The organism is Pedobacter sp. AC379 (genome assembly GCF_979258145.1).
Genome location: NZ_OZ409839.1, coordinates 915,871 through 930,669 on the forward strand (window position 1 = coordinate 915,871; position 14,799 = coordinate 930,669).

The window sequence follows — 14,799 nt, forward strand, 5'->3', positions numbered from 1 at the left end:
ACCCAATTTCATATATCTTACACCTCATATCTCATATCTCATATCTGATTTCTGACATCCCGTATCTCATATCTCAAATCTTACAACAAGAATGAGCATAAGAGAAGAATTAGAGAAACGTATTTTGGTGATTGATGGTGCAATGGGTACCATGATTCAGCGATATACTTTAACAGAAGAAGATTTTAGAGGCGAGCGATTTAAAAATCATCCCTGTGATGTAAAAGGCAATAACGATTTGCTTAACATTACACGTCCGGATATTATTAAAACCATACACCTGGAGTATTTGGCAGCTGGTGCCGATATTATCGAAACCAATACGTTCAGTACCCAGCGCATTTCTATGGCCGATTACCAGATGGAAGATCTCTCTTATGAAATGAGTTTCGAAGGGGCGCGTGTGGCAAAAGATGCCGTAAATGAATTTATGGCTGCAAATCCAGACCGTAAGTGTTTCGTTGCTGGTGCTATAGGCCCAACCAACCGTACCCTTTCCATGTCGCCGAATGTAAACGACCCTGGTTTTAGAGCGGTTTATTTTGATGAACTCGAAGCAGCTTATTACGAGCAGGTACGTGGTTTGGTAGATGGAGGTTCAGACGTCTTATTAATCGAAACCATTTTTGATACCTTAAATGCTAAAGTGGCTATTGTAGCCATTAAAAAATATGAGGAAGTTATTGGTCGTAAACTGGAAATTATGATTTCTGGTACCATTACCGATGCTTCCGGCAGAACACTTTCAGGTCAAACTGCCGAAGCTTTTTTAAACTCTGTAATGCATGCAAAACCTTTAAGTATCGGTTTTAACTGTGCTTTAGGAGCTAAAGAAATGCGTCCGCATATAGAAGAACTTGCTGCAAAAGCAGGTTGCTATGTATCAGCCTATCCAAACGCAGGTTTACCAAATGAGTTCGGCGCATACGATGAGCAGCCGCATGAAACAGCACATTTGGTAGATGATTTTATTGCTTCAGGCTTTGTTAATATTGTTGGGGGCTGTTGCGGTACCACGCCAGATCATATTGGTTGTATTGCCAAAAATGCAAGAAAGGCCGAACCACGGAAAATCCCTGTACTTGAACCACATATGCGTTTAAGCGGATTGGAACCTGTAACCATCACTCCAGAAAGCATTTTTGTAAATATAGGAGAAAGAACAAATATCACCGGATCGCCAAAATTTTCCAAATTGATTTTAGGTGGCGATTACGAAGCCGCTCTGGCCGTTGCCTTACAGCAGGTTGAAGGTGGTGCACAGGTAATTGATGTGAACATGGATGAAGGGATGTTGGATTCGGAAGCAGCAATGACCAAATTCTTAAACCTCATTGCCTCTGAACCTGATATTGCCAAATTGCCTATCATGGTCGATTCATCCAAATGGTCGGTTATTGAAAATGGCTTAAAATGTTTGCAGGGAAAAGGAATTGTAAACTCCATTTCACTAAAAGAAGGAGAAGATAAATTTCGCGAAAGTGCCCGCAAAATTATGCAATACGGTGCTGCCGTAGTTGTTATGGCATTTGATGAGCAAGGGCAGGCCGATAATTATGAGCGCAGAAAAGAAATCTGTAAAAGAAGTTACGATATATTAGTAAACGAAATCGGTTTCCCCGCAGAGGATATCATTTTCGACCCAAATATTTTAACTGTTGCAACCGGCTTAGAAGAGCATAATAATTATGCTGTCGATTTTATAAATGCCACCCGATGGATTAAAGAGAACCTTCCTCATGCAAAAGTAAGCGGAGGGGTTTCCAATATTTCTTTCTCTTTTAGAGGGAATAACACCGTACGGGAAGCAATGCACTCTGCATTTCTTTATCACGCCATTCAGGCAGGTTTAGATATGGGAATCGTTAATGCAGGGATGTTGGAAGTTTACCAGGAAATTCCACCTGAATTGTTAGAAAGGGTAGAAGATGTACTCTTAAACCGAAGAGACGATGCTACAGAGCGATTGGTAGAATATGCAGATACGGTAAAATCAAAAGGAAAAGAAGTTGTTAAAGACGAAGAGTGGAGAAAAGGCCCGGTTGAAGAAAGGTTATCACATTCGCTTGTAAAAGGAATTGTAGAATACCTGGATGATGATGTAGAAGAAGCAAGGCAAAAATATGCCCGCCCAATCCAGGTTATCGAAGGGCCATTGATGGATGGAATGAACATCGTAGGTGATTTATTTGGTGCCGGGAAAATGTTCCTTCCCCAGGTAGTAAAATCAGCAAGGGTAATGAAAAAAGCCGTAGCCTACTTATTGCCGTTTATCGAACAAGAGAAATTGGATAATCCCGATCAGGATCAAAATTCATCAGCAGGAAGAGTATTAATGGCCACAGTTAAAGGTGATGTACATGATATTGGAAAAAATATTGTGGGTGTGGTATTGGCTTGTAACAACTTCGAGATTGTAGATATGGGCGTGATGGTTCCTGCACAGGAAATCATTAAAAAGGCCAAAGAAATAAAAGCAGATATTATTGGTTTAAGCGGATTAATTACACCTTCATTAGATGAAATGGTTCACTTTGCCAAAGAAATGGAACGCGAAGGTTTTACCATTCCATTAATTATCGGAGGAGCTACAACTTCAAGAATCCATGCTGCGGTAAAAGTAGCACCAAATTATTCGGGGCCTGCCATTCACGTATTGGATGCTTCAAGAAGCGTTACCGTTTGCAGCACTTTGATGAACCCTGAAACAAGAGACGATTACATTGCTGGTATAAGAGCCGAATATGATAAAGCCCGAGAAGCCCACTTAAATAAACGATCGGATAAACGTTTTAAAACACTTGAAGATGCACGTGAGCATAAATTTAAGATCGATTTTCAACCCAACCTGCCGGTGCCGGAATTTACAGGCACCAGGGTTTTCGATAATTATCCTTTAGAAGAACTGGTACCATATATCGATTGGACACCGTTTTTTCATACATGGGAGCTCCGGGGGAGCTATCCAAAAATTTTCGATGATAAAAATGTTGGCGATGAAGCGAAAAAGCTTTTCGATGACGCGCAGACTTTGTTAAAACGCATTCTCGATGAAAAGCTGTTAACAGCAAGAGCCGTAATTGGTTTTTGGCCAGCAAATGCAGTAGGAGATGATATTGAGTTGAGAGTTGAAAGTGATCAGTTGTCAAACGACTCTGAACTGAAAACTGAGAACTCCAAACTGGTAACCATCCACACCCTACGCCAGCAGGCAGAAAAAGTAGATGGGCAGCCTTATTATGCCTTATCTGATTTTATTGCGCCGAAAGAAAGCGGTATTCAGGATTATTTTGGTGGTTTTGCAGTAACAGCAGGTATCGGTATTGATGAATTGGTAAATGAGTTTGAGTCCAATTACGACGATTATAACAGCATTATGGCTAAAGCACTGGCCGATCGTTTAGCTGAAGCCTTTGCAGAGCGCATGCACGAACGTGTACGAAAAGAATACTGGGGTTATGCACAAGATGAAAACTTAAGCAATCAGGAATTAATTAAAGAGGAATATGCAGGTATCCGTCCCGCACCAGGTTACCCTGCCTGTCCGGAACATACTGAAAAAGGCACTTTATTCGAATTGCTTGATGCAGAGAATAAAATCGGATTACATTTAACCGAAAGTTATGCCATGTATCCTACAGCAGCAGTAAGTGGATTTTATTTCGCACACCCGGATTCAAGATATTTCGGTTTAGGAAAAATTACCAAAGATCAGATAGAGGATTATGCCATCAGGAAAAACATGCCGATTGAAGAAGTGGAGCGGTGGTTAAGTCCGAATTTAGCTTATTAACTCCAATCCATAACAGAGGAGAGGAATCGTATTACAATTAAAACTTAAAGTCCCGATTATTCGGGATTAGGCTATGAAGATTACAGACCATATAAAAAACGCAAAGGGTAAAACCTTATTCTCATTTGAATTATTACCGCCAGTAAAAGGGCAGAGCATCCAATGGATTTACGATGCCATAGAACCACTTTTGGAGTTTAATCCGCCATTTATTGATGTGACTTCGCTCCGTGAGGATTACATTTATAAAGAACAGGCAAATGGTTTGCTGCAAAAAGTATCATACCGTAAGCGTCCTGGTACCATTGCTATTTGTGCGGCCATAATCCATAAATATAAAGTTGATGCCGTTCCACACCTAATCTGCGGTGGCTTTACCAAAGAAGAAACCGAAAATGCACTGATTGATTTACAGTTTTTAGGTATAGATAATGTTTTGGCTTTGCGTGGTGATGCCCGTAAAGCTGATGGAAATTTCGTTCCAACTCCTGGCGGACACTGTTATGCGACAGATTTGATCGAACACATTAAAAACCATAACGAGGGTAAATTTTTGCACGAAGATGTAGAAACTTTTAAAAGTGATTTCTGTATCGGCGTGGCAGGTTATCCCGAAAAACACTTCGAAGCACCCAATATGAGTACCGATTTTAAATTTTTGAAAAAGAAGGTAGAAGCAGGAGCAGAATTTATTGTAACCCAGATGTTTTTTGATAACCAAAAGTATTTCGATTTCGTAAAAAAATGCCGGGAAAATGATATCAATGTGCCAATTATACCTGGTTTGAAACCGATTAGCACCTTATCACAGCTAAATGTTTTACCAAAGATTTTTCATATAGATTTACCCGATGAGTTAACTGATGCATTATCGCATGCCAAAAATAATAATGAGGCAAAAGAGATCGGTACAGAAGCAATGATTAAACAATGTAAAGAATTGATAGATTTTGGCGCACCGGTATTACACTTTTACACAATGGGCCGCCCTGAGCAGACCAAAAAAATTGCAAAGGCCATATTTTAATATTACTTACATAATATCCCTTATTCCGTGGTAATTTGTGTTTCCGTGGCAAAAATAGTTATTGATGAACAATTTACATACAGATCAACAAAACCTTGATGCTATACTAACAGAAGTTAAACAACAGGGAATAGATTATTTAAATCACATTCATGAACGCTCAACAACAAGTTCGGGTAATGTAGAAACGGTTATCAATTTAAACGAAGAGGGGATTGGTGTCAAAAATACCCTGGCTCAATTTAACCAGCGTTTCGAACCCACTATGGTAGCCTCTTCTGGCCCAAGGTATTGGGGTTTTGTTACCGGAGGAACCACACCTGCTGCTATTGCTGGCGATTGGCTTGCCACCATCTACGATCAAAACACCCAAAGCGCAAATGGTAATGGCGATGTTTCGGCTAGAATCGAACTCGAAACCATTCAGTTATTACTTTCCTTATTTAACCTGCCGAAAGATTTCTTTGGTGGTTTTGTAACAGGAGCTACCTTATCTAATTTTACTTGTTTAGCGGTAGCCAGACAATGGATTGGAAAACAGATGGGTAAAGATTTTGCGAGGGAAGGCATTTCGGGAAATGTAAAAATACTATCTGCCACGCCACATTCATCTGCCATTAAATCCTTATCCATGCTTGGTTTAGGCAGCAGCAATGTTATACAGGTAAATGTATTGCAAGGTAATCGCGAAGCTTTGGATGTTGCAGATCTTGAGCTTAAAATACAAGCTTTAAATGGCGAGCCTTTCATCTTAATATCTAGCGCAGGAACCGTAAATACGGTAGACTTTGATGATTTTGAAGCCATTAATGTATTAAAAGATAAGTATAATTTTTGGTGGCATATTGATGCTGCTTTTGGCGGTTTCGCAGCTTGTTCACCCAAATACAAACACCTGCTTAAAGGCTGGGAAAATGCCGATAGCATTACGGTAGATTGCCACAAATGGTTAAATGTGCCTTACGAAAGTGCGGTATTTTTTGTTAAAGAAAAGCATCAGCAATTACAGGTAGAAACGTTCCAAAACTCCAATGCTGCTTATTTAGGTAATCCGCTAGAAAATTTCAGTTATTTAAACTTTCTGCCAGAAAATTCACGCCGCCTCAAGGCCTTACCTGCATGGTTTACCTTAACAAGTTATGGAAAACGAGGGTATCGGGATATTGTAGAATGTAACGTTGAAATGGCCCTCCAGTTTGCCGATTTCATCAATGAAAATTCAAACTTCGAATTGCGGGCACCCGTGCGTTTAAATACTGTTTGTTTCTCATTAACCGATGAAAATTTAGTAACAACATTTCTGAATAAATTAAATGCGAGTGGTAAAGTATTTATGACCCCGACATTTTACAATGGGAAAAAAGGAATCCGGGCTGCTTTTGTAAATTGGCGTACATCAGCTAGTGATGTGGAATCAGTTACTACAACAATGCTCCAAATTCTTACAGAACTTTAACTATAATTTTATTGTTTTTAAGGTACACAACTTATATTTGCAACAATGAAGTTTAATACCTTTAAATACGTTTTGATCAGCTGCATTGCCCTAACTTTTTTCTTAAAAGTAAGCAATCTGGTTTCGTATTTAAGCTATTCTGCTGATATTGAAGTTTTATCAACCAATGATGACGCGACAGAGAAAGAAGAAAAAAAAATAGAAACTGAATATGCTGTGCAGCAGATGATGTTTCAATATGAGATAAATTTCCCTTTTCAAAGTTCAAAAAAGGTCGTCATCCACGATCATTCTTTTAAATTAGCTTACTTTCCTGAGGTTTTAACTCCTCCACCCTCCGTATAAGAATAACTTTTACCGTTAAACTCCGCTTCTAAGAAACGGAAACAATTATCTATTTTAAAAATTACAAATTATATATATGAAACGAGCAATTTCATTTGCAGTGTTATTAATCGCTGCTTCGTTAAAAATCAGTGCACAAGAGGTTGTGCAAAATAATGTTAAACCAGTAGAAAATGCCCTAACACAGGTTACAAAGCTGCAACCAGTAAGTTTTACCTATGATAAAGTGTGGGCAGAGAAATTGAAATTATCTGCCAGACCACAATATGGTTTTGTAGGGGCCGATGCTAAAGCTGCCGTTCCTGAACTTATTTCCGTTCAGGCAAAAAGTTATCCATCCGGTAAAAATGCTTTTCAAAACGCTACCATAACCAAGGTTGATTACGAAAATTTAGTTCCGCTTTTGGTGGCCAGTATAAAAGAGCAACAACAGCAAATTGAACAATTACAGCGCGAATTAAGCGCGTTAAAATCACAAAATGCCAAATAGAAAAAATCCCGATGTAAATCGGGATTTTTCATTAAATATAATTACTGAAAGTAAAAAAATGGTAACTAATCTGTGGTTAAAGCCACCTGGTGTAATTATTGGACTAGCTTTACCATATTAATATTAAAAATAAATGAATAACAAAATTGCCGAAAGCCAGTCTAGATCAAATTACGCCGTTCCCTTAGTTACCATTACCCTTTTATTCTTTATGTGGGGATTCATCACCTGCATGAACGATATTTTGATTCCATATTTGAAGCAGCTTTTTAAATTGAGCTTTTTTGAATCTATGCTGGTGCAATTTTGTTTCTTCGGAGCTTATTTCGTCGGATCATTAATTTATTTCCTAATTTCTTATACCAATGGCGACCCAATTAATAAAGTGGGTTATAAAAAAGGAATTCTATTCGGTATTGTACTTGCAGCAATCGGTTGTGCTTTGTTTTTTCCGGCGGCTACCTACTCTGTTTATCCACTGTTTTTAGGTGCATTATTTGTGCTTGGATTGGGTTTTACCGTTTTACAGATTACGGCCAACGCTTATGTTTCTTTATTAGGACCTGAGGATAGTGCATCCAGCCGTTTAAATTTAACACAGGCTTTTAATGCTTTTGGAACCACAATTGCCCCAATTTTAGGTGGTCATCTTATTTTTGAATTCTTTTCTGAAGCTGATGGCAGTTTTAGTGCTTCCGCAACACGTATTCCATATTTAATTTTTGCAGGCATCTTGTTGCTTGTGGGTTTGCTTATTTTTTATGTTAAACTTCCATCTTTCCAGCCTGAAGAAGAGGAACAAGTAAAAGGTTTGGGCGTATTAAAATTTCCACATTTAACCAGGGGAATCATCGCTTTATTCTGCTATGTTGGTGCAGAGGTGGCTGTGGGTAGCTTTATCATCAGCTTTTTAAGATTGCCTGAAATAACCGGATTGGATGAGGTGGTGAGTAAAAATTACCTGTCGCTTTACTGGGGAGGAGCAATGATTGGCCGTTTTGTAGGATCAATTTCTCTTAGCCATACTTTAAGTCAATCGAAAAAGATTATTTATATGTTAGGTACAGCCATTTTGGTTTTTGCCTTAATTTATGGTATTGTAGATTTAACTTTTGCACAGATCAGTTTCTTTTTGGCATTTATCGCACTAAATTTCCTTGGATTTTTAGTCGGGAAATCAGCGCCAGCCAGAACTTTGGCTATTTTCTCTGCCATTAATGTGTTGTTGTTAGTATCAGCAATGGTAAATAAAGGTGAATTGGCGATGTACAGCGTTTTAGGTATCGGAATTTTCAACTCCATTATGTTCTCCAACATTTATACGCTTTCAATTGCTAAATTGGGTGCATATACCAGTCAGGGCTCTTCTTTAATGGTGATGGCCATTTTGGGCGGCGCCATTATGCCGCTTATTCAAGGTGCCGTAGCCGATAAAATTGGTGTTCACCATTCATTTATTCTGCCATTGGTGTGTTACCTTTTTATTTTGTATTTCGGTATTTATTGCTCAAAAAGATTAAAAGGCATTGAGCAAACAAGTATAAAATCGGGACATTAATATAAATGCTAAAGAAGTCAAGTTTTTAAAACTTGACTTCTTTTTTTATGTTTCTAATAGCCTTTAAGCAAATAATTCTTAAACCCTTCAAAATCCACACCCAACTGATCGGCATGTTTAGGTTTACTTTCTAAAGCTTTTACCTGTTCAGGGATTTCAATTTTAGCAGCGATATCCACGGGGAATATATCAGGAAACTTGCAAGCGTGTGCAGTAGATAAGAAAACAGCAGCACTTTCATCAGTTGGTTTTTCAGTTCTGTATTTTTCAATAGCCAAATAAGCTATCGCAGTATGCGGACAGGCTACATAATTGAGTTTACCATCTAGCACTTTTATTCCTTCCAGTGTTTCTTCGTCAGTAAAGCGATATGAGGTTACCACCTTTTTAATGCTTTCAATATCCTGATCAAACAAATCCATAATGCGTACCCAATTACTTGGTGCACCAACATCCATGGCGTTGGAGTAAGTTTGTGTTGATGGTTTAGTTTCATAAACACCACTTTGTAAAAAGCGTGGTACAGTATCGTTTACATTAGTGGCTGCGATAAACTGTTTAACAGGTAAACCCAGCTTATAGGCCAATAAGCCAGCACCAATATTTCCGAAATTGCCACTTGGCACCGAAAATACTACATCGGTTAAACCTTGCTTTTTCAGCTGGGCATACGTATTGAAATAATAGAATGTTTGTGGGATCAATCGGGAGATGTTAATCGAATTGGCAGAAGTTAATCTGAATTTTGTATTCAGTTCTGTATCTGCAAAGGCTTGTTTAACCAGTGCCTGGCAATCGTCGAAAGTTCCTTTTACCTCCACGGCCCTAATGTTTTCGCCATTGGTTGTTAACTGTAATTCCTGTATAGGGCTCACTTTTCCTTCAGGGTAAAGAATTGTTACCCTCGTGTTTGGTACACCTAAGAAACCCAATGCTACAGCACCGCCGGTATCGCCTGATGTAGCTACCAAAACATCTAAAAGTTGTTCGCCATCCTTTAAAAAATATGCCATCACACGACTCATAAAACGGGCGCCAAAATCTTTAAATGCTAACGATGGTCCGTGGAACAATTCGAGCACAAAAGTTTTATCCTCCAATTTTACTGCAGGTGCTTCAAAGTTAATGGCATCATCAATTAAAGCTTTTAAATCTTCAGAAGGAATTTCATCTTTTAATAAAGTTGAAGCTATTTTGTAAGCAATTTCTGGTAGCGTATATTTCTCTATATTTTCGATAAAATCTGCATCAAGCTGCGGAATTTCAACAGGCATGTATAAACCTTTATCTTGTGGCATGCTGTTAAAAACGGCTTCTTTGAAAGAAACGCGTAAATCTTTATTGTTGGTTGAGTATAGTTTCATTTTAAGGTTAAGGGTTTAGGGTGTAAGGTTTAGGGTTATGGCGCAGAGTACAAGCCTACGCCTTAAGCTTTCTCCTTAAGCCTTATTTACATCACTTTTGGCCCTTCCGCATTAACCGGAGACACAAAAGCTTTGCTGTTAATATTTATTTTATGTAAATGTTGCTGTTGTGATTTTGTTATTTTTCTGGCGGTTTCTTCGTCTTTAGTTAAGGCGAAAACAGATGGGCCTGAACCTGAAATTCCGAAGCCAATTGCGCCGTTTTCCATGGCCAGTTTCCTCATTTCTTCAAAACCTGGTATCAGGATCGAACGAGTTGGTTCTACCAGAACATCTTTCATGCTTCGTCCGATCAGATCGAAGTCGTTCATAAATAATCCGCTTACCAAACCCGCCACATTTCCCCATTGTGTAACGGCATCTTTTAAGGCCACCTTACTGCGGATCATCTGGCGTGCATCTTTGGTAGGTACATCCACCTCCGGATATACAATAGCGGCATACATGCCAGCTGGTGTAGGTAAAGAAATCACATCTAATGGTTCATAACTTCTTACCAGTACAAAACCACCCAATAGGGCAGGCGCAACATTATCGGCATGGCCATAACCACAGGCCAGTTCTTCACCTTTCATCGCAAATGGAACAAGTTCAGTTGCAGTTAATAAATCGCCCATTAATTTGTTAATGGCAAAAAGTCCTGCAACTGTACTGGCTGAGCTCGATCCCAATCCGCTACCAATTGGCATTTTCTTATGGAGTTCAATCGCTACGCCAATATCTAAGCGGTTGATATGCTGTAAATAATGTTGTACACTTGCGCTAACCGTATTTTTAGCGGCATCTAGAGGTAAACGGCCATCATCACCAGTAATTTTTTTAATCACTACGCCAGGAGTATCTGTAAATCTCATTTCAACTTCATCGCCAGGCTCGTTTACAGCGAAACCCAGTACATCGAAGCCACAAACTACATTTGCAACAGTTGCCGGAGCGAAAACTTTTAGACTATTTTTCATTATTATTATTGGCTTATCTATTTGTTAAGCGTTATTTGGTTTAAATGATATTTCAAATGCACTAAGTAATCATCGATAAAAAAAGAAAGGGTGTGCATTTCTATTTTCCCTTTTCCTGTGTCGCAGGTGTTTTGAAGCTTTTCCTCTGGAATATTTTCAATTACCCGGCTAATCTGATAGTTTAATAACTTCCAAAGCATTATAACTTCTGCAATAGCTGCCTCCTGGTAGTTTTGGTGGTTTACCCATTCATCCTGATGATAAATAATTTTAACCCTTTGTTCATATTGTCCAACAACCAAACGACGGATGTTGTTAACTGCACTATCTACCAAATGACCCAACAATTCCTTTTTAGACCATTTTAAAGGCTGTGGTTTATCATTCCATGCCTCATCCGGAATATTTTCGAAATCGATCATCGCCTGATTAACCAAGTGAAGGATCTCGTTCTTTTTGTCTAAAACCGAATTCATCTCGTTACTTATTTAAAGTACCTACATTAATGATATCCGCAAAAACACCAGCGGCCGTAACTTCGGCACCTGCCCCAGGGCCTTTTACCACCAACGGGCGCGATTTATATCGATCAGTAGTGAATGAGATAATATTATCGCTTCCCGATAACATATAGAATGGATGACTATCATCAACCATTTGCAGGCTGATTTCTACATTTCCATCTTCTAACTTGCCGATGTAGCGCAAAACTTTTCCATCATTGGCTGCGGTATTCTTTAAATTTTCAAAATAAGCTGCATTTGCCTTCAATTCCGAATAGAAATCTTCTACTGAAGTTGCATTTAAACAAGCTTCAGGCAAAATATTGTCGATTTTTACGTCGCTCGCTTCCAATGGATACCCTGCGTCACGGGCCAGGATCAGCATTTTACGCATAAAATCTTTTCCATTTAAGTCATCACGTGGATCTGGCTCAGTATAACCCAGCTCCTGCGCTTCCTTTACCGTTTCGTAAAAACCGGCATCGCCTTTAAAATTATTGAAGATGTAAGAAATGGTTCCTGATAAAATGGCTTCAATGCGTGCAACCTTATCACCGCTCATCATCAACTCGCGCAGGGTACGGATAATCGGCAAACCTGCACCTACATTGGTTTCATAATAAAAATCGACACCAAACTTACGGGCTGTATCTTTAAATGATTTATACTGGGCAAAATCAGCTGAGTTACCTTTTTTATTACAGGTTACCACCGAAATGCTGCTTTCGAATATGTCCTGGTAAAATTCAATTGGCGATTCTGCAGCAGTATTATCCACAAATACGCAATTTGGGAGATTCAAAGCTTTCATTTTGGCTACAAAGCCTGCTAAATCAGCAGTTTCACCTTGTGTGTTTAATTCAGTTTCCCAATTTTCCAGTGAAAGGCCATCAGCATTGAAAATCATTTTTCGGGTGTTGCTGATACCAGCTACTTTTACCTGTAAATCGTTATTTGCTGCTAAGAAAGGCATCTGCTCTTTTAACTGATTGAACAATGTTTTTCCAATATTACCTGTACCTAAACAAAAAACGTTCAATGTTCTTTTCAGGTCTGTGAAAAAAGCATCATGTACGGCATTAACCGCTTTTGATAAATCGTCTTTACTAATAATTACCGAGATATTATATTCAGAAGAACCTTGTGCAATGGCCCTCACATTAATACCGTTACGACCTAAAGCACTGAACAAACGTCCGCTCATGCCTGGTGTACGTTTCATATTTTCGCCCACTATTGCCAAAACTGCCAGGTTGTTTTCAACTTCCGGCAACTCTAATTTCTTTGCGTCCAGTTCAAGCTCAAATTCTTTTTTGATTAAAGCAATTGCCTGTGAAGCATCTGTTGGTTTAACTGCGAAAGTAATGCTATGCTCTGATGAAGATTGAGTAATCAACACCACATTGATCTGCTCGCGCGATAGAAGCGAGAATAACCTGCCGCTAAAGCCTGCCTTGCCCACCATACCGCTTCCGGTTAAGTTGATAATACTGATATGATCAATAGATGAAATACCTTTTATTGGTAAACTTGATGCTTTAACATCACTTTTAATGTATGTTCCGGCAAAATCTGGCTCAAAAGTATTTTTAATTACAATCGGAATTTTCTTCATAAAAGCTGGAATCATTGTAGGCGGATAAATAACTTTCGCGCCAAAATAACTCAGCTCCATGGCTTCGGTATAACTTAACTCTGGTAAAGAAAATGCTTTTTTCACAATGCGTGGGTCAGCCGTCATCATGCCGTTTACATCTGTCCAGATTTCTATTTCTTCCGCATTTAAAGCTGCTCCCCAAACCGCTGCTGTATAATCAGAACCACCGCGACCTAATGTAGTAACCCTGCCTGAGGCATTACTCGCAATAAAACCAGTAACAAAAAGCACTTTATTTTTATTTTCCTGGTAAAAATTGTTGATGAGCATTTCGGTTAAGTCCGTATCCACTTTCGCCTGACCAAAATTGCTGTCAGTTTTAATCAACTCAGACCCATTAACATAATGCGCGTCGCCAATATTTTGCGAGGCGATATGGCTGATCATGAAAGTAGAACAGCGCTCGCCATAACTTAAAATCTGATCTTTGGTTTGCAAACTTAGTTCACGCAAGTTGGTTACCGCCTGCAACAAATCTTCCAATTCGTTAAAAAATATCTTTAAGCGGGTAAATACCGGGTTTTGTGCAGCAGCTGGTAAAAGTGCGCGGATTACAGCAAAATGTTTTGCTTCAATTTCTTTTAAATGGGTGTCGTAATCCTCGCCACGCTCAGCCATCTCGGCCATATCGGTAAGCAGATTGGTAACACCACTCATTGCCGATAATACAACTACCGGGCTATTCTTCTGTTTTTCTTCGCCAACCAGGCGCAAGAGCGTTTTAATGTTCTCGGCCGAACCTACGGATGTGCCGCCGAATTTAAGTACTTTCATTAGTTTATATTGGTTTTAACTGTTTTATACTGTGCAAATTTTTTCATTGTTAAGGGTGCTCGTACAGCTTTCAATCAGCTTGGGTTAAAAAAAAAGCGTCCCGATTTTCATCGGGACGCTCTCTGTGTTTTATGTTTTTTCAATTTACAACAAATTAGCCCCGCTGGTTTATACCGGTGGTAATAATAATCGTTGTAATAATCGAAGTGTTAAAATTCATCTTGTCTTTGTGTACTTTGTACACCGTAAAGTAGGAGATTATTTTTTTAAAATGCAAATGTTTTTTGATTTTTATTTCGAAATTTTTATTAAAACGTTTAAGTAGATGAAATAGACGAATTATTTTTTAATAATGGAAAGGTGCCCAAAAGATCTTCTTTTGATACCTACTTTAGGCATTAGATATGCTAAATCTGTTATTTGGAAAAAGCGGAAAATGTATACGTTTAGCTTTCAAATGTTTTAATCTAAAAAATCAAGCTCAATTCCATTTTCACAAATAACAATTAAACCCTTATCGCACTTCAAATAATTTTTGGAAATTAACATTACCTCTTTACAATCTTTTAATTATTTCTACATACAAGCTTCCTCTCGAAGCAGATTTTCAACCTATAAGTACATTGCTCTCTGGCTATCATCAAAATTTTAGCAAACTAAAACCATTTACCAAATTGTACTTAGTGTAATTTTTAATATTTTTTATGCTTGTATAATCAGTTGTAAATAGCTGTAAATAAAATATTTACATAATAGTGTATTTGCTACAATATGTAAAAATTTACGCTTTAAAACTAGCTTTTCTGGAAGATA

At 38.5% G+C, this 14,799-nt stretch carries 10 protein-coding genes; 6 read left to right on the top strand and 4 right to left on the bottom strand.

The window, feature by feature from the left end; genetic code table 11:
• Nucleotides 1-91 precede the first annotated feature (91 nt).
• The 6 genes from metH to ACZZZW_RS04070 all read left to right on the top strand — a co-directional run bounded on the left by metH (nucleotide 92) and on the right by ACZZZW_RS04070 (nucleotide 8,669).
• Nucleotides 92-3,793 (top strand): methionine synthase, encoded by a 3,702-nt coding sequence (gene metH, locus ACZZZW_RS04045; RefSeq protein ID WP_463492344.1) that lies wholly within the window; start codon nucleotides 92-94, stop codon nucleotides 3,791-3,793.
• Nucleotides 3,794-3,866: 73 nt separating this feature from the next.
• Entirely contained in the window at nucleotides 3,867-4,820 is a 954-nt protein-coding gene (gene metF, locus ACZZZW_RS04050) for a methylenetetrahydrofolate reductase [NAD(P)H] (RefSeq protein ID WP_463492345.1), read from the top strand.
• A gap of 64 nt (nucleotides 4,821-4,884) precedes the next feature.
• Nucleotides 4,885-6,276: a pyridoxal phosphate-dependent decarboxylase family protein gene (locus ACZZZW_RS04055; RefSeq protein WP_463492346.1), complete on the top strand. Its 1,392-nt coding sequence runs from the start codon at nucleotides 4,885-4,887 to the stop codon at nucleotides 6,274-6,276.
• A gap of 45 nt (nucleotides 6,277-6,321) precedes the next feature.
• The gene (locus ACZZZW_RS04060) at nucleotides 6,322-6,621 is read left to right on the top strand and encodes a hypothetical protein (RefSeq protein WP_463492347.1); all 300 of its coding nucleotides are present in this window, start codon (nucleotides 6,322-6,324) and stop codon (nucleotides 6,619-6,621) included.
• 76 nt (nucleotides 6,622-6,697) lie between these two features.
• A complete protein-coding gene (locus ACZZZW_RS04065) occupies nucleotides 6,698-7,111 on the top strand; it encodes a tail fiber domain-containing protein (protein ID WP_463492348.1) in 414 nt (137 codons plus the stop codon).
• Between the two features lie 133 nt (nucleotides 7,112-7,244).
• On the top strand, nucleotides 7,245-8,669 hold the full coding sequence (locus tag ACZZZW_RS04070; RefSeq protein WP_463492349.1) for a sugar MFS transporter: 1,425 nt from the start codon (nucleotides 7,245-7,247) through the stop codon (nucleotides 8,667-8,669).
• 53 nt (nucleotides 8,670-8,722) lie between these two features.
• Here the strand turns inward: ACZZZW_RS04070 and thrC are convergent, their stop codons facing one another.
• The 4 genes from thrC to thrA form a co-directional block, all read right to left on the bottom strand.
• The gene (thrC, locus tag ACZZZW_RS04075; protein ID WP_463492350.1) at nucleotides 8,723-10,033 is read right to left on the bottom strand and encodes a threonine synthase; all 1,311 of its coding nucleotides are present in this window, start codon (nucleotides 10,031-10,033) and stop codon (nucleotides 8,723-8,725) included.
• A gap of 86 nt (nucleotides 10,034-10,119) precedes the next feature.
• Nucleotides 10,120-11,052 carry a homoserine kinase gene (locus tag ACZZZW_RS04080; RefSeq protein ID WP_463492351.1) on the bottom strand — a complete coding sequence of 311 codons (933 nt, stop codon included), beginning with the start codon at nucleotides 11,050-11,052 and terminating at the stop codon, nucleotides 10,120-10,122.
• Between the two features lie 17 nt (nucleotides 11,053-11,069).
• Nucleotides 11,070-11,528 carry a DinB family protein gene (locus ACZZZW_RS04085; RefSeq protein ID WP_463492352.1) on the bottom strand — a complete coding sequence of 153 codons (459 nt, stop codon included), beginning with the start codon at nucleotides 11,526-11,528 and terminating at the stop codon, nucleotides 11,070-11,072.
• A 4-nt stretch (nucleotides 11,529-11,532) separates the two neighbouring features.
• Nucleotides 11,533-13,986 carry a bifunctional aspartate kinase/homoserine dehydrogenase I gene (gene thrA, locus ACZZZW_RS04090; RefSeq protein ID WP_463492353.1) on the bottom strand — a complete coding sequence of 818 codons (2,454 nt, stop codon included), beginning with the start codon at nucleotides 13,984-13,986 and terminating at the stop codon, nucleotides 11,533-11,535.
• Nucleotides 13,987-14,799: the final 813 nt, after the last annotated feature.